The following is a 24,868-nucleotide window of genomic DNA, read 5'->3' on the forward strand; positions in this document are numbered from 1 at the left end:
CATCAGCAGGCCCCCACAGCCTTTTCTTCGCTTGGCAGCAGCCCAGGACCAAACTACGTCAATAGACACAAGTCCCACGGCCGGGCCCACAAGGCCGCGTGCAACTGGATCAGGATGTTCCCATGCTTCCCTCTCTTGTCCCACTACTCCCGACTGAAAACGACTGGATCACCTTCGACATACCGTCCCTGGCCCAGAACTTCTGGAGTGCCACCTTTGACGGCCTCACATTCGGGGCCATCTACGCGCTCGTAGCGCTGGGCTACACCCTGGTCTACGGCGTGCTGAACCTGATCAACTTCGCCCACTCGGAAGTGTTCATCGTCGGCTGCTACGCAGTCTTCTTCACCCTCAGCAGCCTGGGCTTCGGCCCCTCGGTTCCCCGGCTCGACATCTGGGCGATCATCCTGAACCTGTTGCTGGCGCTGGTTTTGGCCATGGTTGCCTCGGCCGTCACAGCCTTCCTGCTGGAACGCATCGCATACAAACCCCTTCGGCGACGCAACGCCCCCCGCCTGGTCTTCCTGATCACGGCCATTGGTGCTTCCTTCACCATCCAGTACCTGATCTACCTGTGGCGTGGTCCCAGCCCCGAGCTTGCCCTGACCATGTTCCGGCCCACCCCCATCTTCGACGTCTTCGGCACCATCATCGATTCCCAGCAGCTGGTGATCATCATCGCCGCGGTGATCATGATGGTGGGCATCGACAGGTTCATCAGCAAGTCCCGCACCGGCCGCGGCATCCGGGCCGTTGCCCAGGATCCTGATACCGCAACATTGATGGGCGTCAACAAAGAGCGCATCATTATTACCACCTTCGTCATCGGAGGCCTGCTCGCAGGAGCCGCCGCCTTGTTCTATGTCATGAAAATCCCGTCCGGTGTCCAATACAGCGGCGGTTTCGTCCTGGGCATCAAGGCCTTCGCGGCCGCTGTGCTCGGCGGCATCGGCAACGTCCGCGGCGCCCTGCTGGGCGGCCTGCTGCTCGGCCTGATCGGCAACTACGGCCAGATCCTGCTGGGCAACTCGCAGTGGACCGACGTCGTGGCCTTCGTGGTGCTGGTGCTCGTGCTGCTGCTGCGGCCCGAAGGCATCCTGGGAACCTCCCTTGGAAGGAGCAAAGCATGAGCATGACGGACGGCCCCACACCGCTGCAGACAGCGGCGGCCCAACAGGCAGCAGAGGACCGCGAAGCTTCCTCGAAGGCCGCAGGAAAGAGCGACCTCCGCCAGCGGGGCAGACGCAAGTCCGGGTACTTCTCCGACCGGTGGCACGCACTGTCCCGGCAACAGCAGTGGGCGTTCCTGATTATCGTCGTCGTCCTGGCCTACCTGCTCCCGCTGATGAACCCGCCCATCATCACCACCGAGCCCGGCAACAACTTCGCCCTGGCCTGCTTCGACATGGCCCGGTTCGCACTGATCGCCGTCGGCCTCAACGTGGTGGTGGGATACGCCGGCCTCCTGGACCTGGGATACGTCGCCTTCTTTGCCGTGGGCTCCTACTGCGCAGCAATGCTGACCAGTCCGGACTCGCCCTTCCTGCATATCCCATACCTGTGGACCATTCCGATCGCCATGGCCGTCACCATGTTCTTCGGCGTAGTGCTGGGCGTGCCCACCCTGCGCCTTCGAGGCGACTACCTGGCCATCGTGACGCTCGGATTCGGCGAAATCGTCCGCATCCTGGCCACGATCATCCCGGCAATGAAGGGCCAGGTGGGCTTCCAGAACGTTGGCCACCCGCCGGGTACCGAGGCTGACGGAACGCCCATCTTCTCCAACTCGAACGGCGTGCCCTGGTACTGGCTGACTTTGACCATCATCATCATCGTCACCCTCCTGGTAGGCAACCTGGAACGCAGCCGGGTTGGCCGCGCCTGGATCGCCATCCGTGAAGACGAGGACGCCGCCGAAATCATGGGCGTTCCCACCTTCAAATACAAGGTGTGGGCCTTCGCCATCGGCGCAGCGATCGGCGGACTATCCGGCGCCCTCTTCGCCGGGCAGGTGGGGTTCGTCAACAATCAGAAATTCGACGTCACCACGTCCATCCTGTTCCTCGCCGCCGTCGTGCTTGGCGGAGCGGGCAACAAGGTTGGTGCCATCCTTGGCGGCGCCCTGGTCAGCTACATCCCGCTGAGGTTCACGGCCATTGCCGAATACAAGTACCTGATCTTCGGCATTGCCCTGGTGCTGATCATGATCTTCCGCTCCCAGGGACTGCTCCCGGCACGGCAGCGGTTGCTCGCCTACGGACGGACTGCTCTGAACAAGGTGGTCACCCGCGAGGTCACCCAGCCCAAGGACACGGACAATCCACCAGCCGGTCCCGACACCCGGGCGGCCGGACAGAGAGGAGCGGAGGCATGAGCTCCGAGGAAAGGCACGGCGGCTCCAGCAGCGTGGAGGAACAGCCGGCAAGTGATGGCTCCGCGGCTGTTGCGCCCGAGATCGACATCGAAGCCCTGGCAGAGGCCGGCGTGGACCCGGAACTTGCCGAGAAGGTGGCCCCGGACCGCGACATCGCGGTCAAGGTGGGCGACAACATCGTGGAAGTCCAGAACCTGACCATCAAGTTCGGCGGCCTCGTGGCGCTGGACAACATCAGCTTCAACATCAAGCGGGGCGAGATCCTGGGCCTCATCGGGCCCAACGGCGCCGGCAAGACCACCTGCTTCAACGCGATGACGGGCGTTTACAAGCCCACCAGCGGGAAGGTGGTGCTGGAAGGCCAGGTCCTGAACGGCATCAAGCAGCACAAGATCACCCGCCTGGGCCTGTCCCGCACCTTCCAGAACATCCGCCTGTTCGGTGAGATGACCGCCCTCGAAAACGTGGTGGTGGGCCTGGACGCCCGGCACCGGACCAGCGTCGGCGGGGCGCTGCTGCGCCTGCCCACCCACATCAGGGAGGAGAAGTCCGCCATCGAACGGGGCATGGCCCTGCTGGACTTCGTTGGCATCGGCAGCCACGCGCATGTCCTGTCCCGGCAACTGCCGTACGGCTACCAGCGCCGCTTGGAGATTGCCCGTGCCCTGGCAACCGATCCCAAGGTCCTGTGCCTCGACGAGCCTGCGGCCGGATTCAATCCTGCCGAAAAGGAAGAACTGATGGCGCTCATCCGCACCATCAGGGATGAGGGCTACACCGTGCTGCTGATCGAGCACGACATGAAGCTCGTGATGGGCGTCACGGACCGGATCGTCGTGCTCGAATTCGGGAAGAAGATTGCGGATGGACTGCCGCGCGAGATCCGCGAGGACCCGCGCGTTATTGCCGCCTACCTAGGAGAGCCCGAAGATGACGTTGCTTGAACTTAAGGACGTTTCCGTGCACTACGGCCGCATCCAGGCCCTGCGGAACATCTCCTTCACCGTGGATGAAGGTGAAGTCGTGGCGTTGATCGGCGCCAACGGTGCCGGCAAAACCACCACGATGCGGACAATCTCCGGGTTGCTGAACTGCTCGGAAGGCCGGATCATGTTCGCCGGCCAGGACATCACCAAGATGAAGGCCCATATCCGGGTGGTCCACGGAATCTCCCAGGCCCCCGAAGGCCGCGGTATCTTCCCGGGCATGACCGTCATGGAAAACCTCGATATGGGCACTTTCGGACGCAAGGACAGAAGCGGGGTGGGGAAGGACCTGGACCGCGTGTTCGACCTGTTTCCCCGCCTGAAGGAGCGGGAAAAGCAGTACGGGGGCACCATGTCCGGCGGCGAGCAGCAGATGCTGGCCATTGGGCGGGCCCTGATGTCCAACCCGAAGCTGCTGCTCCTGGACGAGCCCTCCATGGGCCTGGCACCACAGTTCATCCGCCAGATTTTCAAGATCATAAAGGAAATCAACAACCAGGGCACCACCGTCCTGATGGTGGAACAGAACGCCAACCAGGCCCTGGCCGGGGCACACCGCGCCTTCGTGCTGGAGACCGGGGAGATCACCCACAGCGGAACAGGAAAGCAGTTGCTGGACGACCCGTCCATCAAGGAGGCCTACCTGGGGGTGGGGTAGTTCGTCGCACGGGGCCCGGTGCCTGGAAAGGTGCAACGGTCACGGTTCGGTTGCAACCGGGCCCCAAGGGAACTTTCCCTGCTGCCTCCGCGTGGGAATTGGTAGCGTAACAAAAAGCTCATCACCCACATCCACATGGAGGAATCCCGCAATGGCACTTGGCGGCAACCCGATCTTCAACGGAAAGAATTTCCGTGGAGCCACCCAGGCACCGCCTGTCCCGCAGGCTCCCTACGGCGCTCCCTACGGCCAGCAGCCCTATGGCGGCCAGGCACCGTACGGCCGCCAGCCCTACGGCCAGCAGGGCTGGGGCACGCAACCCCAGAGCATGACCGACGAGCAGCTGCGGCAGATGTACAGCCAGCCCTCGGCCGGCCCCGCAGACACCGGCAGGATGACGTTCGACGACGTCATCATGAAGACCGCGGCCTGCCTCGGCGCCGTGCTGGTGGGCGCAGCCATCACCCTCACGGTGGGCCTGCCGCTGGCGTCAATGCTGATGATTGTCGGCGCCCTGGGCGGGTTCGTGCTGGCCCTGGTCAACACCTTCAAGAAGCAGCCTTCGCCGGCACTGATCCTTGCGTACGCGGCGCTGGAGGGCCTCTTCCTCGGCGGACTCACCAGGATCCTTGACACCCAATTCCCCGGTGTGGGGCTGCAGGCGGTCATCGGTACCCTGTCCGTATTCGCCGTGACCCTGGTGCTCTTCAAGAGCGGCAAGGTCCGGGCCACCCCCAAGGCCATGCGGTTCTTCATGATCGCCATCATCGGCTACGCCGTGTTTGCCCTGGTCAACATGGTGCTGATGTGGACCGGCGCCCTGCAGCAGCCCTTCGGCCTGCGCAGCGTCGAGATCTTCGGGATCCCGCTGGGCGTCTTCATCGGCCTGCTCGCCATCGGCCTCGCCGCCTTCTCGCTGATCATGGACTTCACCAGCATCGAGGAAGGGGTCCGCAGCGGAGCCCCGCAGCGCTTCTCCTGGACGGCTGCCTTCGGGCTGACCGTCACCCTCGTCTGGCTGTATGTGGAGATCATCCGCCTGCTGGCCATCCTGCGCGGCGACGACTAGGCACCCGGCCAGCTTCCGCCGTCGTAAACCAAAAACCGTGGGCTCCACCAGACTGGTGGGGCCCACGGCCGTTAAGGGCTGACGGCATCAGGCTGCCGCGGCGTCCCTAGGCAATGCGCAGGGCGCCGGCGGCAGGGGAAACGGTAAAGATGTCCGGCGCCTTGAAGCCGGCGTCGGCAAAAGCCTGGGTGACGGCGGCGCGCACCTTCTGCTCGGCGTCCACCGGGGTCAGCGCAATCGCAGCTCCGCCAAAGCCGCCCCCGGTCATGCGGGCACCAATGGCCCCATGGGCCCGCGAGGTGTCCACGGCCAAGTCCAATTCCGGGCAGGAAATTTCAAAATCATCGCGCATGGAGGCATGGCTGGCGTCCAGCAGGGGACCGATGGCGCTGGGACCGGGGCCGCCCAGAAGCTCCACGGCCTGGAGCACGCGGTCATTTTCGGTGACAACGTGCCGCACCCGGCGGAACGTCACCTCATCCAGCAGGCCGCTTGCCTCCTCAAGGTCAGCCACCTCGACGTCCCGCAGTGCCTTAACCCCCAGCACTTCCGCCCCAAGCTCGCAGGATTCCCGGCGTGACGCATAGCCCCCGTCGGCGTGGGAGTGCGACACCTTGGTGTCAATCACCAGGAGCACCAGGCCTGCGGGTTCGGTCTCGAAAGGAACCAGGCTTGCCTTCTGGTCCCGGCAGTCCAGGAAGACGGCGTGGCCCTTCGAGCCGCGAAGGGACGCTGACTGGTCCATGATCCCGGTGGGCGCACCCACGAAGTCGTTCTCCGCACGCTGGGTTGCCAGCACCATGTCCTGGGCCGACAGCCCGGCACCCGTGAGGTCGTTGAGCGCCGTGACGACTGCGCATTCGATGGCGTGTGACGACGACAGGCCGGCACCGAGCGGGACGTTCGAGTCCAGGAGCAGGTCCAGCCCGGGAACGGTGATGCCCCGCTCCCGGAGGGCCCACATGACGCCGAGGGGGTACTTGGTCCAGCCCTTCGCTGTTCCCGGCCGCAGGGTGCCGAGGGTGGTGGTGACCACGCCCTGGTCGCCGTACGTGGACAGGAGCCGCACGGTTGAATCCGGGCGGGCCGCGATGGCCACCCGGGCGGTGCGGTCGATGGCGAAGGGGAGGACGAAGCCCTCGTTGTAGTCGGTATGTTCACCGATGAGGTTAACCCGGCCCGGTGCCTGCCAGATGCCGTCGGGAGCGCCTCCGAACTCGAGTTCAAAGCGGGCGCCGAGACTTTGGGCGGCGGGTGCGGATGCGGGCGCGGCCTTGGCCGGATCCTGGGTGCTCACGCGGAAGCTCCTTCCGGGGTGGCCGCCCTGGCGGCGGCAGGCACGGACGACGGCGGGACCGCAACACGGCGCAGCCGTTCCGCCACAATTTCGGGGGTGGTGTCGTTGATGAAAGCGCCCATGGCCGCTTCGGAGCCGGCCAGGTACTTCAGCTTATCGGCCGCCCTGCGCGGGGAGGTGAGCTGAAGATGGAGGTAGCCCGCCGGCCGGAGGAAGTCATCCAGCGGCGCCTGGTGCCAGGCGGAGATGTAGGGAGTGGGCGTGGGGTACAGGGCATCCACCCGCTTGAGCAGGTCGAGGTAGACGTGTGCCAGCTCGTCCTTTTCCTCTCCGCCCAGTGCAGCCAGGTCCGGCACCCGGCGGTGGGGGACGAGGTGGATCTCCAGCGGCCAACGGGCCGCGAAGGGCACATAGGCGCTGAAATGCGTGCCTTCGAGGACCATTCTGCTGCCGTCTTCCCGTTCGGCCCGCAGCAGGGAACCGGTCAGGGTGTCCCTGCCGTCCTGCGCGTCGTAGTACTTCCGGGCGGCCGCCCCCAGGGTGCCGGCCCGCGGGGTGATGTAGGGGTAGGCGTAGATCTGCCCGTGTGGGTGATGCAGTGTCACGCCGATGTCCGCACCGCGGTTTTCGAACGGGAACACCTGCTTGACGCCGGCCATGGCGCTCAAGGCAGCGGTACGCTGCGCCCAGGCCTCGATCACCGTGCGGGACCGCTCCCCGCTGAGGCCGCTGAAGGACCCGGTGTGGTCGGGGGTGAACGACACTACTTCGCAGCGGCCGTACGCCGGGCCTTTCGTTCCCCATGCGGCGTTGTCAGGCACGGGCCCCAGGGCCGGTCCCAGCGAGGGGAACCGGTTTTCGAAGACCACAACGTCGTAATCCGGGGAAGGGATCTCGGAAGCGTTGGCGGGCGTGGTGGGGCAGATGGGGCACTGGTCTGCCGGCGGCAGGTGGGTGCGGGCCTGGCGGTGCGCGGCGACGGCCACCCATTCGTCCGTAAGGGCATCGAAGCGCACCTCGCCCGGCTCCCCGCGAGGGGGCAGGCCGCGGTGGTCGGTGGTGAGGTGCCCGGCGCGTGACGTGCTGGTGCTGTCATCGTCGAAGTAGATCAGCTCCCGCCCATCGGAGAGTCTGGTACTGGTAATCCCTGTCATACAAAAAGTCTTGCACAAACGATCAAGAATGAATAGTTAAGAACAAAAAGTAACAAGGGGGGGGTGGAAGGGCCATTCGTGCCATGTACGGTAATGCCCATGACAGCCTCTTCCGAACACGGAACCTCCACCCGCTCATCCGCCCTGTCCTGCGCCACCGGCCGGCAATACGAGCTTCGCCGGGGCGACGCCGTCGCCGTGGTCACGGAGCTCGCTGCCGGGCTCCGCTCCTTCAGCCGGGGCGGGGTCCTGCTGACCGAAACCTACGGCGATGACCAGATCGCCCCCGGTGGGGCAGGCATCACCCTGGCGCCCTGGGCCAACAGGGTGGAGGACGGGGTCTGGTTCCTCGACGGCCGGAAGCAGCAGCTGGACATCACCGAAGTGTCCCGCAACAACGCCAGCCATGGCCTGCTTCGGAATACCGGCTACGCGGCGGTTGCGGAGTCGCAGGACGCCGTGGCACTGGAGGCCACAGTGTTCCCGCAGCACGGCTATCCGTTCCTGGTGCGCCACAGGGTGGAGTACCGGCTTTCGGAAGACCTGGGGCTGCAGGTCAGGCAGACCCTCACGAACGACTCGGGGGCGGCCGCCCCATTCGTTCTGGGCGCCCACCCCTACCTGCGGCTTGGTGACACCCCGGTTGAGGAACTGCAGCTGACCGTTGCCGCCGGCACCCAACTGGTGACCGATGAGCGATTGATTCCCCGCAGTTCGGCCCCTGTAGCCGGGGATGTGGATTTTCGGTCCGGGCGGCACATCGCGGACCTGGCGGTGGACGTGGCCCTGACGGACCTCAGCTTCGAAGGGGGCAGGGCGCGGCACACCCTCGCGGCGTCCGACGGCGGGGAGGTGTCGCTGTGGCAGGACGAGGCCTGCCGCTACGTCCACATCTTCGTGAGCACGGTGTACCCGGGCCGTAGCCGTGCAGTGGCGGTGGAGCCGATGACGGGACCGGCCAACGCGTTCAACTCCGGCGACGGTCTCCGGTGGCTGGCTCCGGGGGAGTCCTTCAGCATGCAATGGGGCATCGACTACAAGCCCGGCGCGGCGGGGGAGTAGTTTCCCATCGGGCCGGAGCTGGGGAAGTATTGGCATATGACGCCTAACGAGGACGACGTTACCCTGGCCCGCCCGGTTTCAGCGCCGGCGCCCGCCTCCGCTGCGCCGCTGCGGGTCCTGACGGACCGTGAGCTGGACAAGGACATACCCTACGGCATCCGCATAGCGGCGTCCTGGTCGTGGCGGCTGGGCCTGATTCTCCTGATGGTGGGGACGCTGGTCTGGCTGCTCAGCCACATCACCCTCCTGATCATCCCGATTATGGTGGCCGCCCTCCTCGCCGGTCTCCTGAGCCCGGTCACGGTGTGGCTGAAGCGGCACGGGCTGCCTGCGGGGCTTGCCGTAGCCGTGACGGTCCTCGGGTTCATCGGTGTCATTGTCGGTGCCCTGGCCCTGGTGGGCAGGCAATTGGCGGTGGGATTCGGCGAGCTCTACTCCCAGGCCCTTGAAGGCGTCCGGCAGGTCCAGGACTGGCTCTCTGCCGGCCCCCTGCACCTCACGGCCGCCCAGATCGACCAGTACATCAGGGAAGCCACCGACGCGCTGCAGAACAACAGCAGCAGCATCCTCAGCGGCGCCCTGTCCTTCGGCAGCACCGCGGGGCACTTCGCTGCCGGCATGCTGCTGTCGCTGTTCATCCTGATCTTCTTCCTCCTGGAAGGTGACCGGATCTGGGCGTTCCTGGTTAAGATGCTTCCGCGCAAAGCCCGGGCCGCCACCTTCGGCGCCGGCCGCAGGGGCTGGGCGTCCATGGTCAGCTACGCGCGCATCCAGATGTTCGTCGCAGCAGTGGACGCGCTCGGCATTGGCGTGGGCGCCGCCATTATCGGAGTCCCGCTTGCGCTTCCACTGGGCGTGCTTGTCTTCCTCGGCTCCTTCATTCCGGTGGTGGGCGCCCTGTTGACCGGTATCGTGGCCATCCTGCTGGCGCTGGTGGCCAACGGCCCCATCAACGCCCTGATCATGCTGGCCATCGTCCTGCTGGTCCAGCAGCTTGAGGGCCACATCCTGCAGCCCCTGGTCATGGGCAAGGCAGTCTCGCTGCACCCGGTGGCTGTGATCCTCAGCGTTGCGGCCGGTTCCTACCTTGCCGGCATCCCCGGAGCGCTGTTCTCGGTACCCATCCTGGCCGTAGCAAATTCGGCTGTTCGCTACATCGCCGCAAGAACGTGGGAACATGAACAGGTGCCGGTAATTGCCGGGAAGCCCATCACGGCCGGAGCAGGCGGGGACAACACCATCAAGGACGTTGAACCGCCGTCTGTACCTGGCGCGGGGAAGGACACGGCGTCCGGCACTCCAGCCGAACACCGCGATGCCCGTGATTCCTCCCCGGAAGGCACCGGGGCAGAACCCAGAGGAGAGTAGTCCGTGAAGATCCTTGAAACCCTTCCCGTCACACTGGACGATGTCCTTGAGGCGCAGAAGCTGCTTGACGGGATTATCGCGCGCACTCCCGTGGAATCGTCGCGGGCGCTGGGGACCATGGTAGGCGGCGACGTCTATTTCAAATGCGAAAACCTGCAGCGCGCCGGCTCGTTCAAGGTCCGCGGGGCCTACGTCCGGATGGCGCGGCTCTCCCCGGACGAGAAAAAGCGGGGAGTGGTGGCAGCCTCCGCCGGCAACCACGCCCAGGGCGTTGCCGTCGCCGCCAAGAGCCTGGGCATCAAGGCCCGGATCTACATGCCGCTGGGCGTGGCACTGCCCAAGCTCGCCGCCACCCGCAGCCATGGCGCCGAAGTGGTCCTGCACGGGCACAACGTGGACGAGGCGCTCGCCGAAGCCCAGCGCTACAGCAACGAAACGGGCATGGTCTTCGTCCACCCGTTTGACAATGTGGACGTGGTGGCCGGCCAGGGCACCGTGGGCCTGGAAATCCTCGAGCAGGTCCCCAACGTTGACACAATCCTCATGGGTGTGGGCGGCGGTGGGCTCCTGGCAGGGGTCGCCGTCGCCATCAAGGCCCGCGCCAGGGAACTGGGCCGGGAGATCCGTATCATTGGCGTCCAGGCGGAAAACGCCGCCGCCTACCCGCCCTCGCTGGCCGCCGACGCGCTGGTGCCGCTGAAGAAGGTTTCCACCATGGCGGACGGCATCGCCGTGGGGCGTCCGGGGCAGCTGCCCTTCAGCATCATCCGCGAGCTGGTGGATGATGTGGTCACCGTCAGTGAAGACTCCCTGGCCCGCGCCCTGATCTTCCTGCTGGAACGGGCCAAGATGGTGGTTGAACCTGCAGGGGCGGTGGGCGTTGCAGCCCTCATGGACGGCAAGATCGAGAACCCGGGAACCACCGTGGCCGTGCTCTCCGGCGGAAACATCGACCCCATGCTGATGCTCAAGGTGATCCAGCGCGGCCTCTCCGCCGCAGGCCGCTACATGACGGTGCGGATGATGCTTGATGACCGCCCCGGCTCACTGGCAACCATTGCCCGCATCATTGCCGAAAACGATGCCAACGTCACCGGCCTGGACCACACGCGGGTGGGAGGCTCCATCAGCATGGGCGACGTCTCCATCACCGTGAACCTGGAAACCAAGGGCCACCAGCACGGTGAGCAGGTCCTCAGCGCACTCCGTGCCGAGGGTTTCCAGCCGATCGTCGTGCACTAGGAACGGGCCTTGGCAGGACTGACGGGCAACGGACGCCTCCCCGGGCGGCAGGCCATCGCGTCGCGCGCGAAGGGCGGGTTGGTGGTGCTGGGCGGCTTTGTGGCTGTGCTGTTCGCCATTGAAGTGGTCAACACACTGATGATGGGGGCCCTCACCCGGACCTTCGGCCTGCGGCCCAGGAGTGCCGACGGGCTGCTGGACATCTTCACCTTCCCGCTCCTGCATGCCAACCTGAACCATCTGCTTTCCAACAGCCTGCCCCTGGTCGTCTTCGGCTTCCTGGTGTTCCTCTCCGGTTTGCGCGTGTTCCTCACCGCCCTTGCCTTCAGCTGGCTCGGCAGCGGGCTGACGGTGTGGCTGATCGGGAACGGCATCACCGTGGGCGCTTCAGGCCTGGTGTTCGGGCTCTTTGCGTTCCTGCTGGTCAGGGGGTTCTTCAACCGCAGTTGGCGCCAGGTCCTGCTTGCAGTGGTCCTTTTCATGGGCTACGGCAGCATCCTCCTGGGCGCCCTGCCGTTCGTGTCCGGATACGTGAGCTGGCAGGCGCACCTTGGCGGGGCCGCCGGCGGCGTGGTGGCGGCGCTGCTGCTTCGTCCGCGCGCGCCTGGGATGCCGGCGAAGTCATAGCAGCCGGCCTGAAGTAGGCCCGCCATAAGGCCTTAACGGAAAGCGGTGGCCGTCCCCTGGGGGGACGGCCACCGCTTCCCGGTTTCGCACTGTCCTGTTACGGAGCACTGCGCGTACAAGCTATGCGCGGAGCTAGCCGGCGTAGGGCTTGGCGGAGAGGATCTCCACCTTGATGTCCTTGCCGTTGGGCGCCACGTAGCTGAGGGTCTCGCCCTCCTTGTGGCCCAGGATGGCAGCGCCAAGCGGCGACTTTTCACTGAAGACATCCAGGTCTGAGTCGCCCGCGATCTCACGTGAGCCCAGCAGGAAGGTCTCCTCGTCGCCCGCGATCCTGGCCACCACGATCATGCCGGGCTCCACGATGCCGTCATCGGCAGGCGATTCACCCACATGGGCATCCCGGAGCAGTGCCGTCAGCTGGCGGATGCGGGCCTCAATCTTGCCCTGCTCCTCCTTGGCCGCGTGGTAGCCCCCGTTTTCCTTGAGGTCCCCCTCTTGCCGCGCTGCTTCAATCTTCTGGACGATCTCCGCCCGGCCAGCGCCGGAAAGGTGGTCCAGCTCTGCCTTCAGGCGGTCAAAAGCTTCCTGGGTGAGCCAGGCTGCAGATGCGCTGTTGGTGGTAGACACGGACTTCTCCTCTAGTGGTCCTACAATGCAAAAGACCCCGCCACGGTGGCCACTTGTGGAACAGCAACCAGCTCAGCGGGGTAAAGGTATCTCCCCATTGTAGTCAATCCTCTGGAGATAACCCAACAGGGAAGCGTTCCACGTCACACTGCTCAGGACGCCCCGGCTGGAATCCAGCAGCTGTCCACCACGCCCGATACCGACTCCGACTCCGTGCGCAACGTGACGCGCTGGGCCACCGTCCTGCCGCCGTCGGCCGTTCTATCCGCCACCGAAGGCGGGATGTCCACCACTTTCCAGCCCACCACAGCGAACTTGGAATCCAGTGCCTTCACGGCACATTTCACGGGCTTGCCCGGTTCCCGCGTCACCTGGAAGTCCACCTCGGCGAGCGTGGCATCGGTGGTGCTGTAACCCACGTCCTTGAACGTCACGCCGGAGAGCGAATTCGATGTGGTCACCCACGCCAGGAACCCGATTCCCGCGGCAAGCGCCAGGCCGATCGCGGCCCGGGTGGCCTTAGGGGAGAGCCGGCGCTTTTTAGCACCATACCGATTGGCTAGGCTAGTGTCTGCGGGCGCGGGGCGGGCCGGCTGGTCCGGGGAAGTCACCAGACCAGTTTAGTTCCCTTTCCGCCGGCGCTTTGCGGTGGCTGCAGCTGCCGGCGAGGCAGCGCACCCGCGACACCATCCGAAAGCTGCCACGAGCCGCAAAAGAAGAATTAGGAGCCGTCCCCTCCATGACAGCGTCCAGCAACTCCCAGGTGCCGCTGCGGCTGCTCGCGGTCCACGCACACCCGGATGACGAATCAAGCAAGGGTGCTGCGACCATGGCCATGTATGCGGCTGCCGGTGTGGACGTGCTGGTGGCAACCTGCACCGACGGTTCCCGCGGCGACATCCAAAACCCTGCGGTGGAAGACGAACCCCACCCCAAGCGGGATATGGCCGGTGCCCGGAGGCTGGAGATGCAGCAGGCTGCCGCCATCCTCGGGATCCGCCAGCGGTGGCTTGGATTTGTGGACTCCGGCCTTCCCGAAGGCGACCCGCTGCCGCCGCTCCCCACCGGATCGTTCGCCACCCTGCCCCTGCACCAGGCCGCGGCGCCCCTGGTGCGGCTGGTGCGTTCCTTCAAGCCGCACGTCATCCTCAGCTATGACGAGAACGGCGGCTACCCGCACCCGGACCACATCATGGCGCACAGGGTGGCCGTGGAAGCCTTCGAGGCCGCAGGCGATCCCGAACGCTATCCGGAGGCGGGGGAGCCATGGGAGCCAGGCAAGCTCTATTACGACCGCGCCTTCAGCCCTGAGCGGTTCCGGGCGCTGCACTTTGCGCTGGAGGAGGCAGGGCTGCAGTCACCGTACGCCGAGCGCCTGGCCGCCTGGCTGGAGTCCGACGCCGAGGGGCACACCCCGCCGCCGGCCGCGCACCCCACCACCACCCAGATTGACTGCGGGGACTTTTTCGAAGTCCGCGACGATGCGCTGCGCGCGCACCGGACGCAGGTGGACCCGCTGGGGTTCTTCTTCGCCGTTTCGCCCGACATGCAGCGCCGGGTTTGGCCGTGGGAGGACTATTCGCTGATCCATTCCAGGGTGCCCTCCGAGCTCCCCGAGAAGGACCTGTTCGCCGGGCTAAGATAGACACGGCAGGCTATTTCTATCTTGCGTAGAAGACAGGCGCGGCGACGGCCGGTCCCGTCCGCTTCCTGCTGCATCCGCTCCACCAGAAGGTATTAACCGTGCAATCTCTGCTCCTCAGCCTCGCCACTACGCCGACCCCGCTGCCTACTCCGACACTGCGGGAGGGGATTTCCGAGGACCAGGTGACGCCGGGCCTGCTGGGGTTCATCATGACGGCGTTCTTCGTCGTGGCGACTGCCCTGCTCATTGTGGATATGGTGCGTCGGATCCGCAGGGTGCGCTACCGGGCCCAGGTGGAGGAAGAGCGCCTGGCCGCTGCAGCTGCCGCAGATGTTGACGCCGCGGACGTCCAGGACGGGCGCGACGGCGGGACGCCTCCGGAAGCTACCGATGCCAACGGAAACGGCAGTGCCGGGGGACATCCGCAGCCGCGCGAATAGGGCTGTCCCTTCGGCCGGGCCGGCTCCGGAGTGAAGGGGTTCTAGTCGAGGACTGCCATGGCGATCGCCGCGAAGTGTGCCGCAAAGGCGAGCACGGTGAACGCATGGAATAGTTCGTGGAAGCCGAAGTGGTGGTAGCTGAAATTTGGCTTCTTCAGCGCGTAGAAAATTGCGCCCGCAATGTAGAGGACGCCGCCCACGCAGATCAGCACGGCCGCCGGGGTGCTTGCCTGGAAGAACTGCGGCAGGTAGAACAGCGCGCCGCAGCCCAGTGCGATGTAGATGGGCACGTAGAGCCAGCGGGGGGCTTCAGTCCACAGCAACCGGAACAGCACGCCGAGGATGGCTCCGGACCAGATGACCCACAGGAGGATCACCGCCTGCTGGCGTTCCAGGAGAGTCCATGCCAGCGGCGTATAGGTGCCGGCGATCACCAGCATGATGTTGGTGTGGTCCAGCCGCTTCAAAACGAGCTTGACGCGCGGGGACCAGTTGCCGCGGTGGTAGACGGCGCTGACGCCGAAGAGCAAAACACCTGTGGCGGCGTAGATGGCGGACGTGATTCGGCGGTCCGTGGTGGGGGCAATGACAACCAGGATAATCCCGGCGGCAAGGGCGAGCGGGGCCGTGACCGTGTGGATCCACCCCCGCCACTTGGGCTTGATCATCAGTAGTTCCGCGAGGCGGACGGCGGCGTCATCCATGGCGCTGGGCCCTGGTTCCGCGGCGGTGTTCCGCTCCTCCGGCTGGGGGTCCCGGGAGGCGTGCGGAGAGTCGCTGTTCATGCCACCAGAATAACTTACGGGCCGGTAAGTTACCCGCGGGTAACATCCCTGCTTTGATGTTCCCGGGGTACTGGCCGTGCCAGCCGGCCACGGGCGGTAGCCTAGGATGTGGATGTACGTACGGCAGGAAAGTCAGGTGAGTGGACGCGTGGAGTTGCCCGGGTTCCTCTATGGCTATTACGAACGCCGGCTGCTTAGGGACCTTCCCCGCGACCGGATCCCCCGCCATATCGGCGTCATGGTGGACGGCAACCGCCGCTGGGCCAAGCAGTTCAACGCACCCACCAGCCAGGGCCACCAGGCCGGGGCGGACAAAATCCACGAATTCCTCGGCTGGTGCCAGGAACTCGGCGTAAAAGTGGTGACGCTCTACATGCTGTCCACGGACAACATGAACCGCTCCAGCGAGGAACTGGACCTCCTGATGGGCATTATCGCCAACACCCTGGACCGGCTGGACGAGGACGCCAACATCTCGGTACACGCCATGGGCGCACCTGAACTGCTCCCGGACTACCTGGCCGAGCGCCTTAACAAGCTCACCGCCAGGACACCCGTCCGGGAAAAAATCCATGTCAACGTGGCGGTGGGCTACGGGGGCCGGCGTGAAATCGTCGACGCCGTCAGGGAACTCCTGCACGACGCCGTCGCCAAGGGCATGGACATCTCCAAGCTTGCCGATGACCTGTGCGTTGATGACATCTCACGCTTCCTGTACACGCGCGGACAGCCGGATCCGGACCTGGTGATCAGGACGTCGGGGGAGCAGCGGCTATCCGGCTTCCTCATGTGGCAGAGCGCCTACAGCGAGTTCTACTTTTGCGAGGCCCTCTGGCCTGCTTTCCGCAAGGTGGATTTCCTGCGCGCCCTGCGCGACTACGCCGGCCGCCAGCGGCGCTTTGGCACCTGAAACCCCCGGTTCATAACAAGTTCACACACCTGCAAGAGAAATCGCCGCGTAATGGTTGCGGAAATTACCCCGGGTGGATTTACGTTATATCCATCAGCAGGCAAAACCGCCGGCTGATCGGGGAGGCCAGTACATGGAGCGAAACATCGCACCGGTTGTATGGGAGGCCGGACCCGGCCTCTTGGCCGAGCCGCCTCACCAATAACAATTCCGGGCTGGCGCCCGGGGCTGGAGTCGATGTGGCTACTTCTGAACAACTGCCCGAGGTCCTGTTTGGACTGGGTGGAAAAGCTACCTCTCGCGCCGAGCGAGCTACCTCTGAAACCGGCGCAGCAACTGATGCTGCGGCCGGTTTTGCTGTCTCCGGAAGGGAAGCCGACATCCACACCTTCGTCATCGACACCTCCGTCCTCCTCTCGGATCCGCGCGCACTCCTGCGGTTTGCCGAGCATGAGGTAGTGGTTCCCGTCGTGGTCATCACCGAACTCGAGGCCAAACGGCATGACCCCGAACTCGGCTACTTCGCACGGAAAGCCCTGCGGCTCCTGGACGACCTCCGGGTCAAGCACGGCGGCCTGAACCAGCCCCTTCCCATCGGCGACGAGGGCGGGACCCTGATGGTGGAACTCAACCACATCTCGTCCGAGGTGCTGCCGTTGGGCTTCCGCAGCGGGGACAACGACAGCCGCATCCTCGCCGTCGCCAAAAACCTTGCCAACGAAGGACGCAACGTTACCGTCGTGTCCAAAGACCTGCCCATGCGGGTCAAGGCGTCCGCCATGGGACTCACCGCCGACGAGTACCGCAACGAACTGGTCAAGGACTCCGGTTGGACGGGTGTTGCCGAAATCGAAGCGGACGAACAGGAGATTTCCACCCTGTACGGCCACGAGCCCGTCTTCATCCCCGCGGCCGCCGAGCTGCCCGTCAACACCGGGCTGGTCCTGCTGTCCAACCGCGGCTCCGCGCTCGGCCGGGTGGGCGCCGACAAGCAGGTGCGCCTGGTCAAGGGCGACCGCGACGTGTTCGGCCTCCACGGCCGGTCCGCCGAGCAGAGGCTGGCCATCGACATGCTGATGGATCCCGCCGTCGGCATCGTTTCCATTGGTGGCCGCGCCGGCACCGGCAAGTCTGCCCTTGCCCTATGCGCCGGCCTCGAGGCGGTGCTGGAACGCCGCGAACACCGCAAAGTGATCGTCTTCCGGCCCCTTTACGCGGTTGGCGGACAGGAACTGGGCTACCTGCCAGGTTCGGAGTCCGAGAAAATGAACCCCTGGGCGCAGGCCGTGTTCGACACCCTCGGGGCCTTGGTCAGCCAGGAAGTAGTGGAGGAGGTCATGGACCGCGGCATGCTCGAGGTCATGCCCCTCACCCACATCCGCGGACGTTCCCTGCATGACGCCTTCGTGATCGTCGACGAAGCACAGTCCCTCGAAAAGAACGTGCTCCTGACGGTCATGAGCCGCATCGGCCAGAACTCCAAGATCGTCCTCACCCACGACGTCGCCCAGCGGGACAACCTGCGGGTCGGCCGCCACGACGGAATCGCCGCCGTCGTCGAAACCCTGAAAGGACACCCCCTCTTCGGCCACGTCACCCTGACCCGCTCCGAACGCTCGCCCATCGCCGCCCTGGTCACCGAACTTCTGGAAGGTTAGCGACACCTCGCTGAGGGCCGTGGCCGGGTTCGTCCCGCCACGGCCCTTTTCGTGCGTGGCCGTGGCCGGTTCGCCGGGCCACGGCCCTTCTCCGTCGCTTAGACACAACGCATAGGGCCGTCTCCGGTCGCTGGGCGACCTCCGGCGGCCGATGCGTCGCGATGCGCTCCTACGAGAAGGACCGCAGCCCCGCTCGAGCGGGATCCCTACCGGAAGTGTTCAGAAGGCGCGCCCTGGCACACGTCCGGTTCGAGTCCTTCGTGGAGGAGCGCATCGCCGACCAAAGCGTTGCGCAGGTCGCTCAGCGACCGGAGCAATGCGTCGGGAGGTGTCTAAGCGACGGCGAAGGACTCGGGGCGGACGAATCCTGCCACGGTAAGGCAATCAGGTGACCTTGAGGAACTTGGCCACAGCCTCGTGGCCTTCTACTTTCAGCTCCCAGTCGGGGCGCTTGAAGGTCTCCGGGGTGACGCGGACGTGCTGGAGTGTTTCGATTTTGGGGCCCCAGGCTTTGCGGGTGGTGCCGTTGAGTTCGTAGCCGAGGGAGCGGGACACGCCAAGGGAGGCGCTGTTCCAGATGGCTGCCTCGGATTCGGCGACTTCTGCCCCCAGCCAGTCAAAGGCCCAAAGGACGACGGCGGCACGCATCTCCTTGCCCAGGCCGCGGCCTTGAACGGACTGCTTGAGCCAGGATCCGGTGGTGACTGTCCTGAGGGCCGCGAAGTCCTTGGCTCCAACGTCCTGGCAGCCGGCGAACTGGCCTTCGTGCCAGATGCCGAGGAGCAGCGTCCAGCTTTCGGGCGTGCATTCGGCCCGGCAGCGCCAGTACCAGCGGGCCATGTTGGGGCCCAGCTCCTCGTCGGGCAGCTCGGTCCAGGGAGTGCTGAAGGGGTTCCTGCCGGCGTCATGGATTCCGCCCCGGGCCGCCGCCACGGCCGCGGGGATGTCCTGGTCGGTGATGGGGCGCAGCTCCAGCCGCGGCGTGGACAGCGTGAGGTCGAACAGCGGCCAGATGGAGCCCAGGGTAGTCATCCGCGAAGCCTAGCCGATCGGTGGCATGCGGGGTTGTCATGCCTTGGCGGCGATGTCCCAGCTGATGTGCCGGCGGACGTCGGTGAGATTCATGGACTGTGCCAGGAAGAGGTCATCGAGCATGTACTCATCCACGGCGAGGATCCGGATCCAGTGGCCATACTCCCCGGTTTCCTGCTCCAGTGACTGGCTGGATACGCAGACGCCGGTACCCATGTCCACCCGCAGGAGTGAACTTCCGGGAAGGCAGAGGGGGGCGGCAGGATCGCCCGGGCGGTAGGCGGCGCTGGGGGCCACCACCGCCTCCAAAACCGGCCGGCCTTCGTGCTCGGCGAAGCGGGTGTCCCGGATGTCCAGGGCGTTGCTGCCCGGGAACTCGATGGGCACGGGGGCGTTCCCGGCCAATTCCACGGGGTCCAGGGCGGCTGAAAAGCGTCCATTTCCGAACCCGGGCTCGCCGTAGGCGGCTTCCGGCCGGCGGCGGACCAGTCCGGCGTCGTCGTACACGGGTGTGACCAGGTGCGGAGGGAGCAGCCAGGACTTACGGGTGGCGCTGACGTAGATGCCGTCGCGGGAGTCATTGATGCCTGTGGTGCTGTGAAGGACCAGGCCCTCAGGGCTTTCAAGGCGGAGCGCCCCCGGCCGGCGGAGCCACGCACGGACGAAGGGTGCACCGGGCGTGGGAGCTGACGCAAAGGCCTGGTCCCAGTACTCAAAACGCAGCGCCTGCCACTTCCAGGGGGAAGACCGGCAAAGGTTCCGGAACATCGCGGCCAGATCCGCGGGGATGGAAGGAGGGCCCGGAACCGCCCGGCGCCGGGAGTCCCAGGTCGACATATCCACATTTTACGCGGGGGTGCTACGGGCGGAATGGTGGATCCAGTAGCATCCGAGGGGTGATCGGACGACTCGGCGAACTCTGGCAGCACACCCCGCTGGCCTTCTGGCTGGTACTGGCGGCCTGCCTTTACTTCGCGGTGATGGCGGTCCGGCTCACCATTATCGACGTCCGGCACCACCTCCTGCCCAACAGGATCGTCTTCCCGTCCTATGCGGTGGCCGGTGCGCTCCTCCTGGCGGCGGCCGCGGTTGCCTGGGCCGGTCCCATGCCGACTGCAGGGAACACCGGCGGGATCCTGGCCATCCCTGCCCTCCGCGTTGTGGCCGGCGCCGCGATCCTGTGGCTGTTCTATTTTGTCCTCCGGTTCATCTATCCGCCGGGGATGGGGTTTGGCGACGTCAAGCTGGCGGGAGTGCTGGGAATGTACCTTGGCTACCTCAGCTGGGGCCATCTGTTCGCGGGCACGTTCCTGGCGTTCCTGCTGGGCGGGTTGTGGTCACTGGCCCTGCTGGCGGCCCGGCGGGGCACCCTGAAGTCCGCCATCCCGTTCGGCCCGTTCATGCTCGCCGGCGCCGCCGCCGCGATGCTGCTGCCCGCGTGAGCTGCCTGCGATGTTGCCCGGGCTGTTCGATAGGCTGGCGGTATGCCTGCACCTGAATACGTCCTGAAGCTGCGCGAGAAGATCGGCAACGATCCCATCTGGGTCCCCGGGGTGCGGGGTGTCGTGGTGGATGATGCGGGCCGTATCCTGCTGGCCCAGCGGGCAGACAACGGGCAGTGGGCGCTGGTGAGCGGCATGCTGGACCCGGGGGAGCAGCCTGCACGGGGGCTCATCCGGGAGATCTTCGAGGAAACAGCTGTGGTGGCCGAAGCGGAACGTGTGGTGTCCGTGGGCGCGGTGGGGCCGGTTACCTATCCCAACGGTGACATCTGCGAGTTCCTGGACGTGGTGTTCCTGTGCCGTTACGTCTCCGGCGAAGCCAGGGTCAATGACGACGAATCCCTGGCTGTTGGCTGGTTCAGCATGGACGACCTTCCCGAACTCATGCCCGGCCACCTCACCAGCATCCGCCAGGCACTGGCGCCCTCCGGAGCCGTCCACTTCGAGCCCTGAAAAACCGGGTATCCGACGGCGGTCAGCGGCCCGGCGAAACCAGCTCGCCGTCGTCGTCCTTCACGTGGTCCCCGCGCCCACCTGCGTCATAATCAGTGTCCCGTCCAGTGTCCGCCTTAGTGCCGGCGGCGCCTGCGGGAGCTCCGGCGAGGCCGGCGGCGAGCCGCTCGGCTTCTTCGCCGCCCACTGCCTCGCCGCGGGCCACCATCCCGGCCGTGTCCGAGAGCGGAATTTGCTTCAGCGTGAGGGCCAGGAGCAGTGCCGCGGCGATGAAGGGGAGCAGGTACCAGAACACCGGTGCCAGCGAGTCGGCGTAGGCATTTACGATAGCGTCACGCAGTTGCTCCGGGAGCTGGTTCAGTGCCTGCGGGTCCAGGGTCCGGGTGGACTGCCCGGCCTGCTCAGCGGTAGCACCTGCCCCCGTGAAAGCGTTGGTCAAGGCCTCCGAAAGGCGGGTGGTGAAGATCGAGCCGAACACCGCCACGCCCATGGCTGCGCCCACCTCGCGGAAGTAGTTGTTGGTGCTGGTGGCGGTGCCGATCTGGTCGGCCGGAACGGAGTTCTGGACCACCAGGACCACCACCTGCATGATCAGGCCGAGGCCGGCCCCGAACAGGAACAGCTGGACGCAGATCACCCAGATGGGGGTGCTGGCGGCAAGCGTGGTCATCCACAGCATGGCGGCCATGGTGAGCACGGCACCGAGGATGGGGAACATCCTGTACCTTCCGGTCCTGGAGATCCGGATACCGGAGTAGATGGACGTGCCCATCAAGCCTGCCATCATCGGCAGCATCAGCAAACCGGATTCGGCTGCCGACGTGCCGGACGACATCTGCAGGAAGGTGGGGACGAACGCGATGGCGGAGAACATGCCCAGGCCAAGGGTGAAGCCAATGGCCGTGGCATTGATGAAGATCCGGTTCCGGAACAGGCTCAGCGGAATGATGGGGTCCTCAGCCCGCCGCTCCACCATCACGAAAGCGGCGGCGGAAACCAGCAGTCCGGCACCAAAGGCCCAGGTGAGGGGTGAATCCCAGCCCTCGTCCTTCTTGCCGCCAAAGTCGGTGAAGAAGATCAGGCAGGTGGTGGCCGCGGACAGCAGCACAACGCCCAGCACGTCAATCCGCTTTTCTGCCTTCTTGTTGGGAAGGGTCAGGGCGAACCAGGCAATGGCGAAGGCCGCAACGCCCACCGGGATGTTGATATAGAAGGCCCATTCCCAGGTGAGGTGGTCCACGAAGAAGCCGCCCAGCAGCGGTCCGGCTACGGCGGAGAGCCCGAAGATGGCGCCGAGCGGGCCCATGTATTTGCCGCGCTCCTTGGCGGGAACGATGTCGGCGATGATCGCCTGGGACAGGATCATGAGGCCGCCGCCGCCCAGGCCCTGGATGGCGCGGAAGATGACGAAGCCCCAGAAGTCGGTGGCCAGTGCGCATCCAACAGATGCCAGGGTGAAGAGCGCGATGGCCACCAGGAAGAGGTTGCGCCGGCCCAGGATGTCGCCGAACTTGCCGTAGATGGGCATCACGATGGTGGTGGCCAGCAGGTAGGCGGTGGTGATCCACGCCTGGTGCTCCACCCCGCCCAGCTTGCCCACGATGGTGGGCATGGCGGTGGAAACGATGGTCTGGTCCAGGCTGGAGAGGAGCATGCCCGCGATCAGTGCGGAGAAGATAATCCAGATGCGTTTTTGCGTCAGCAGCAGGGGTCCTGCCGGTGCCTTGGTGGTGGCGGTGCTCATGGTTGTCCTTTTGCGGCAGTGTCCGGGATATCGAAGGGTTGGGAAAACAGGACGCTGGCTGCGGAGATGTTCTCCAGCAGCAGGTCCGGGTAACTGCGGGTGTTGCCGTCGGAGAAGTAGGCCATGCTGCTCTTGCGGGCGATGGTACTGAGCAGCACTACGGCCATCTGCACCACGGGGTGGTCGGGGGCCACTCCTTCGCGGCGGGCCACGTCCCTGGCGAACTGGGCTTCGCGCTGCTCCGTGACGCCAATGATGCGGAGGATGAGCTGGGGCTCCTTGTGGACGACGCCAATCAGCTGCCGGGTTTCCTCTTCGGAGGCTGACATGCCCTCGGCCAGGCGGAGCGAGAGCCGGATGAGGTCGCGAAAGAGTGTGGGGGAGATTTCGCCGGCGGGAGAGTCTGCTCCGCCGGCAACGAACTCGTCGATTGCTTCGGCCGGGATGTCGTCTTCGGCGTGCCCGATGATGGCGTCTTCCTTTGTGGGGAAGTAGTTGAAGAAGGTGCGGCGCGATATTCCGGCGGCGTCGCATACTTCCTCCACGGTGTAGCCGTTGAGGCCCCGCTCGGCGGTCATGGCGCGGGCGGTTGACGTGATGGCGCTGCGGGTGGCTGCGCGCTTCCGCTCCCTGAGGCCCGTCTCCGAACTTGCACTCAAACTCATGGAGTAAAGTTTTGCACTATTCAGTTATTCGTGCAACTTATGAAAGAGGCCTTAAAAGCAGTACGACGACGGCCGGCACCTTTCGCAGGAAAGGTACCGGCCGTCGTCGTACTTTTGGGCGGTGGTTCGTCAGGCCTTGTGGGCGGGGGACGTCATGGTGGTGACGTCCAGTGCCTTCTCGAGGTCGGCCTCGGAAACCTTGCCGTCGCCGTCGCCGACGAAGCCGAGCTTCTCGGTGGCCTGGCGGATGGTCAGGCCCTCCTTGACGGCGGTCTTGGCGATCTTGGCGGCGTTCTCGTACCCGATGTACTTGTTCAGCGGGGTGACGATGGACGGGGAGGCCTCGGCCAGGAAGCGGGCGCGCTCCACATTGGCCGTGATGCCGTCGATCATCTTGTCGGCCATGACCCGGCTGGTGTTGGCCAGCAGGCGGATGGACTCCAGCAGGTTCGCGGCCATGACCGGGATGCCCACGTTGAGCTCGAAGGCGCCGTTGGTGCCGGACCAGGCGATGGCGGTGTCGTTGCCGATGACCTGGGCAGCGACCATGATGGACGCTTCGCAGATGACCGGGTTGACCTTGCCGGGCATGATGGACGAGCCCGGCTGGAGGTCGGGGATGGCAATTTCGCCAAGGCCGGTGTTGGGGCCGGAACCCATCCAGCGGAGATCGTTGTTGATCTTCATGAACGAGATGGCGATGTTGCGCAGCTGGCTGGACGCCTCGATCAGGCCGTCGCGGTTGGCCTGCGCCTCAAAGTGGTCGCGGGCTTCGGTCAGCGGCAGGCCGGTGTCCGTTGCCAGCAGCTCGATGACGCGCTCAGGGAAACCGGCAGGGGTGTTGATGCCGGTGCCCACGGCGGTCCCGCCCAGCGGAACCTCGGCAACACGGGGGAGCGAAGCGTTGATGCGCTCGATGCCGTAGCGGACCTGCGCGGCGTAGCCGCCGAACTCCTGGCCCAGGGTCACCGGGGTGGCGTCCATGAGGTGGGTGCGGCCGGACTTGACGACGTCCTTGAACTCAACAGCCTTGCGCTCCAGCGACTCGGCAAGGTAGCCCAGGGCGGGAATGAGGTCGTTGATCAGGGCCGAGGTGGCAGCTACGTGGACCGAGGTGGGGAACACGTCGTTTGAGGACTGCGAGGCGTTGACGTGGTCGTTCGGGTGGACCACCTTGTCGCTGCCGGCGGCCTTCAGGGCGCGGGTAGCCAGTTCGGCCAGTACCTCGTTGGTGTTCATGTTCGAGGAGGTGCCGGAGCCGGTCTGGAAAACGTCGATGGGGAAGTCGCCGTCGTACTTGCCGGCGGCCACCTCATCGGCAGCGTCTGCAATCGCCTTGGCCAGCTCGCCGTCGAGCACGCCCAGTTCTGCGTTGGCCTGGGCGGCAGCCTTCTTGACCCGCGCCAGCGCCTCGATGTGGGTACGCTCAAGGGTCTTGCCGGAAATGGGGAAGTTCTCCACTGCCCGCTGCGTCTGCGCGCGGTACAGTGCGTTCACGGGGACGCGGACTTCGCCCATCGTGTCATGTTCAATGCGGAACTCTTCAGTGGAAGTCATGGGGCTAGCTTAT

The 24,868-nt window shown here is 65.6% G+C and carries 25 protein-coding genes; 15 read left to right on the forward strand and 10 right to left on the reverse strand.

Translation table 11 applies throughout. The features are described 5' to 3' along the window. Positions 1–122: 122 nt before the first annotated feature. The 5 genes from ASG79_RS19795 (at position 123) to ASG79_RS19815 (ending at position 5,087) form a co-directional block, all read left to right on the forward strand. Positions 123–1,130 carry a branched-chain amino acid ABC transporter permease gene (locus ASG79_RS19795; protein WP_018770192.1) on the forward strand — a complete coding sequence of 336 codons (1,008 nt, stop codon included), beginning with the start codon at positions 123–125 and terminating at the stop codon, positions 1,128–1,130. Next, a complete protein-coding gene (locus tag ASG79_RS19800; RefSeq protein ID WP_018770191.1) occupies positions 1,127–2,374 on the forward strand; it encodes a branched-chain amino acid ABC transporter permease in 1,248 nt (415 codons plus the stop codon). The genes ASG79_RS19795 and ASG79_RS19800 overlap by 4 nt, the downstream gene beginning before the upstream one ends. Next, complete coding sequence (locus tag ASG79_RS19805; protein ID WP_018770190.1) at positions 2,371–3,318, forward strand: ATP-binding cassette domain-containing protein; 948 nt, start codon at positions 2,371–2,373, stop codon at positions 3,316–3,318. Before ASG79_RS19800 ends, ASG79_RS19805 begins: the two co-directional genes overlap by 4 nt. Continuing rightward, entirely contained in the window at positions 3,311–4,018 is a 708-nt protein-coding gene (locus tag ASG79_RS19810; protein ID WP_377204914.1) for an ABC transporter ATP-binding protein, read from the forward strand. The genes ASG79_RS19805 and ASG79_RS19810 overlap by 8 nt, the downstream gene beginning before the upstream one ends. A gap of 151 nt (positions 4,019–4,169) precedes the next feature. Next, the gene (locus ASG79_RS19815; RefSeq protein WP_056393472.1) at positions 4,170–5,087 is read left to right on the forward strand and encodes a Bax inhibitor-1/YccA family protein; all 918 of its coding nucleotides are present in this window, start codon (positions 4,170–4,172) and stop codon (positions 5,085–5,087) included. Positions 5,088–5,193: 106 nt separating this feature from the next. On the opposite strand, the gene galK is transcribed toward ASG79_RS19815, so the two are convergent. After that, a complete protein-coding gene (galK, locus tag ASG79_RS19820; protein ID WP_056393473.1) occupies positions 5,194–6,384 on the reverse strand; it encodes a galactokinase in 1,191 nt (396 codons plus the stop codon). Beyond that, positions 6,381–7,538 (reverse strand): galactose-1-phosphate uridylyltransferase, encoded by a 1,158-nt coding sequence (gene galT / locus ASG79_RS19825; protein WP_056393475.1) that lies wholly within the window; start codon positions 7,536–7,538, stop codon positions 6,381–6,383. The genes galK and galT overlap by 4 nt, the downstream gene beginning before the upstream one ends. A 99-nt stretch (positions 7,539–7,637) precedes the next feature. Between galT and ASG79_RS19830 the strand changes: the two genes are divergently transcribed. The 4 genes from ASG79_RS19830 to ASG79_RS19845 are packed head-to-tail and all read left to right on the forward strand — an operon-like array spanning position 7,638 to position 11,837. Beyond that, the gene (locus ASG79_RS19830) at positions 7,638–8,600 is read left to right on the forward strand and encodes an aldose 1-epimerase family protein (protein WP_082581841.1); all 963 of its coding nucleotides are present in this window, start codon (positions 7,638–7,640) and stop codon (positions 8,598–8,600) included. Positions 8,601–8,636: 36 nt separating this feature from the next. Further along, positions 8,637–9,968, forward strand: coding sequence for an AI-2E family transporter (locus ASG79_RS19835; protein WP_200953198.1), 1,332 nt, complete (start codon positions 8,637–8,639; stop codon positions 9,966–9,968). A gap of 3 nt (positions 9,969–9,971) precedes the next feature. Then, complete coding sequence (gene ilvA / locus ASG79_RS19840) at positions 9,972–11,210, forward strand: threonine ammonia-lyase (protein ID WP_018770183.1); 1,239 nt, start codon at positions 9,972–9,974, stop codon at positions 11,208–11,210. A gap of 9 nt (positions 11,211–11,219) precedes the next feature. Further along, the gene (locus tag ASG79_RS19845) at positions 11,220–11,837 is read left to right on the forward strand and encodes a rhomboid family intramembrane serine protease (RefSeq protein ID WP_018770182.1); all 618 of its coding nucleotides are present in this window, start codon (positions 11,220–11,222) and stop codon (positions 11,835–11,837) included. A 132-nt stretch (positions 11,838–11,969) separates the two neighbouring features. Here the strand turns inward: ASG79_RS19845 and greA are convergent, their stop codons facing one another. Continuing rightward, the gene (gene greA, locus ASG79_RS19850) at positions 11,970–12,464 is read right to left on the reverse strand and encodes a transcription elongation factor GreA (RefSeq protein ID WP_018770181.1); all 495 of its coding nucleotides are present in this window, start codon (positions 12,462–12,464) and stop codon (positions 11,970–11,972) included. 152 nt (positions 12,465–12,616) lie between these two features. Continuing rightward, the gene (locus ASG79_RS19855; RefSeq protein WP_026265918.1) at positions 12,617–13,075 is read right to left on the reverse strand and encodes a DUF4307 domain-containing protein; all 459 of its coding nucleotides are present in this window, start codon (positions 13,073–13,075) and stop codon (positions 12,617–12,619) included. 128 nt (positions 13,076–13,203) lie between these two features. On the opposite strand from ASG79_RS19855, the gene mca reads away from it, so the two are divergent. Both mca and ASG79_RS19865 read left to right on the forward strand, forming a co-directional pair. Continuing rightward, complete coding sequence (gene mca, locus ASG79_RS19860) at positions 13,204–14,109, forward strand: mycothiol conjugate amidase Mca (RefSeq protein ID WP_018770179.1); 906 nt, start codon at positions 13,204–13,206, stop codon at positions 14,107–14,109. A 98-nt stretch (positions 14,110–14,207) separates the two neighbouring features. After that, entirely contained in the window at positions 14,208–14,549 is a 342-nt protein-coding gene (locus ASG79_RS19865; protein WP_056393479.1) for a hypothetical protein, read from the forward strand. 41 nt (positions 14,550–14,590) lie between these two features. Here the strand turns inward: ASG79_RS19865 and trhA are convergent, their stop codons facing one another. Further along, positions 14,591–15,334, reverse strand: coding sequence for a PAQR family membrane homeostasis protein TrhA (gene trhA / locus ASG79_RS19870; protein WP_377204895.1), 744 nt, complete (start codon positions 15,332–15,334; stop codon positions 14,591–14,593). Positions 15,335–15,482: 148 nt separating this feature from the next. Between trhA and ASG79_RS19875 the strand changes: the two genes are divergently transcribed. Both ASG79_RS19875 and ASG79_RS19880 read left to right on the forward strand, forming a co-directional pair. Continuing rightward, the gene (locus tag ASG79_RS19875; protein ID WP_018770176.1) at positions 15,483–16,244 is read left to right on the forward strand and encodes an isoprenyl transferase; all 762 of its coding nucleotides are present in this window, start codon (positions 15,483–15,485) and stop codon (positions 16,242–16,244) included. A 239-nt stretch (positions 16,245–16,483) separates the two neighbouring features. Continuing rightward, positions 16,484–17,902: a PhoH family protein gene (locus ASG79_RS19880; protein WP_018770175.1), complete on the forward strand. Its 1,419-nt coding sequence runs from the start codon at positions 16,484–16,486 to the stop codon at positions 17,900–17,902. Between the two features lie 384 nt (positions 17,903–18,286). On the opposite strand, the gene ASG79_RS19885 is transcribed toward ASG79_RS19880, so the two are convergent. After that, positions 18,287–18,934: a GNAT family N-acetyltransferase gene (locus ASG79_RS19885; protein WP_056393480.1), complete on the reverse strand. Its 648-nt coding sequence runs from the start codon at positions 18,932–18,934 to the stop codon at positions 18,287–18,289. A 36-nt stretch (positions 18,935–18,970) separates the two neighbouring features. Next, entirely contained in the window at positions 18,971–19,771 is an 801-nt protein-coding gene (locus tag ASG79_RS19890; protein WP_056393483.1) for a hypothetical protein, read from the reverse strand. A 59-nt stretch (positions 19,772–19,830) separates the two neighbouring features. On the opposite strand from ASG79_RS19890, the gene ASG79_RS19895 reads away from it, so the two are divergent. Together ASG79_RS19895 and ASG79_RS19900 are read left to right on the forward strand one after the other, a co-directional pair. Next, entirely contained in the window at positions 19,831–20,376 is a 546-nt protein-coding gene (locus ASG79_RS19895) for a prepilin peptidase (protein WP_018770171.1), read from the forward strand. Between the two features lie 42 nt (positions 20,377–20,418). Further along, complete coding sequence (locus ASG79_RS19900; RefSeq protein ID WP_056393485.1) at positions 20,419–20,889, forward strand: NUDIX hydrolase; 471 nt, start codon at positions 20,419–20,421, stop codon at positions 20,887–20,889. Positions 20,890–20,911: 22 nt separating this feature from the next. On the opposite strand, the gene ASG79_RS19905 is transcribed toward ASG79_RS19900, so the two are convergent. From ASG79_RS19905 to ASG79_RS19915, 3 genes are all read right to left on the reverse strand, one after another. Then, a complete protein-coding gene (locus tag ASG79_RS19905) occupies positions 20,912–22,633 on the reverse strand; it encodes an MDR family MFS transporter (RefSeq protein ID WP_056393487.1) in 1,722 nt (573 codons plus the stop codon). Then, on the reverse strand, positions 22,630–23,298 hold the full coding sequence (locus ASG79_RS19910) for a TetR/AcrR family transcriptional regulator (protein WP_056393489.1): 669 nt from the start codon (positions 23,296–23,298) through the stop codon (positions 22,630–22,632). The genes ASG79_RS19905 and ASG79_RS19910 overlap by 4 nt, the downstream gene beginning before the upstream one ends. A 129-nt stretch (positions 23,299–23,427) precedes the next feature. After that, positions 23,428–24,855, reverse strand: coding sequence for a class II fumarate hydratase (locus ASG79_RS19915; protein WP_018770167.1), 1,428 nt, complete (start codon positions 24,853–24,855; stop codon positions 23,428–23,430). Positions 24,856–24,868 lie beyond the last annotated feature (13 nt).

It is taken from the genome of Arthrobacter sp. Soil761 (assembly GCF_001428325.1).
In the GTDB taxonomy this organism is placed as follows: Bacteria; Actinomycetota; Actinomycetes; order Actinomycetales; family Micrococcaceae; genus Arthrobacter.

Excerpts from the sequence above, each read along its gene's own strand:
- ASG79_RS19795 (WP_018770192.1), top strand. The coding sequence starts at position 123 with ATGCTTCCCTCTCTTGTCCCACTACTCCCGACTGAAAACGACTGGATC.
- ASG79_RS19800 (WP_018770191.1), top strand. The coding sequence starts at position 1,127 with ATGAGCATGACGGACGGCCCCACACCGCTGCAGACAGCGGCGGCCCAA.
- ASG79_RS19805 (WP_018770190.1), top strand. The coding sequence starts at position 2,371 with ATGAGCTCCGAGGAAAGGCACGGCGGCTCCAGCAGCGTGGAGGAACAG.
- ASG79_RS19815 (WP_056393472.1), top strand. The coding sequence starts at position 4,170 with ATGGCACTTGGCGGCAACCCGATCTTCAACGGAAAGAATTTCCGTGGA.
- galT (WP_056393475.1), bottom strand. The coding sequence starts at position 7,538 with ATGACAGGGATTACCAGTACCAGACTCTCCGATGGGCGGGAGCTGATC.
- ASG79_RS19830 (WP_082581841.1), top strand. The coding sequence starts at position 7,638 with ATGACAGCCTCTTCCGAACACGGAACCTCCACCCGCTCATCCGCCCTG.
- ASG79_RS19835 (WP_200953198.1), top strand. The coding sequence starts at position 8,637 with ATGACGCCTAACGAGGACGACGTTACCCTGGCCCGCCCGGTTTCAGCG.
- mca (WP_018770179.1), top strand. The coding sequence starts at position 13,204 with ATGACAGCGTCCAGCAACTCCCAGGTGCCGCTGCGGCTGCTCGCGGTC.
- trhA (WP_377204895.1), bottom strand. The coding sequence starts at position 15,334 with ATGAACAGCGACTCTCCGCACGCCTCCCGGGACCCCCAGCCGGAGGAG.
- ASG79_RS19885 (WP_056393480.1), bottom strand. The coding sequence starts at position 18,934 with ATGACTACCCTGGGCTCCATCTGGCCGCTGTTCGACCTCACGCTGTCC.
- ASG79_RS19890 (WP_056393483.1), bottom strand. The coding sequence starts at position 19,771 with ATGTCGACCTGGGACTCCCGGCGCCGGGCGGTTCCGGGCCCTCCTTCC.
- ASG79_RS19900 (WP_056393485.1), top strand. The coding sequence starts at position 20,419 with ATGCCTGCACCTGAATACGTCCTGAAGCTGCGCGAGAAGATCGGCAAC.
- ASG79_RS19905 (WP_056393487.1), bottom strand. The coding sequence starts at position 22,633 with ATGAGCACCGCCACCACCAAGGCACCGGCAGGACCCCTGCTGCTGACG.
- ASG79_RS19910 (WP_056393489.1), bottom strand. The coding sequence starts at position 23,298 with ATGAGTTTGAGTGCAAGTTCGGAGACGGGCCTCAGGGAGCGGAAGCGC.
- ASG79_RS19915 (WP_018770167.1), bottom strand. The coding sequence starts at position 24,855 with ATGACTTCCACTGAAGAGTTCCGCATTGAACATGACACGATGGGCGAA.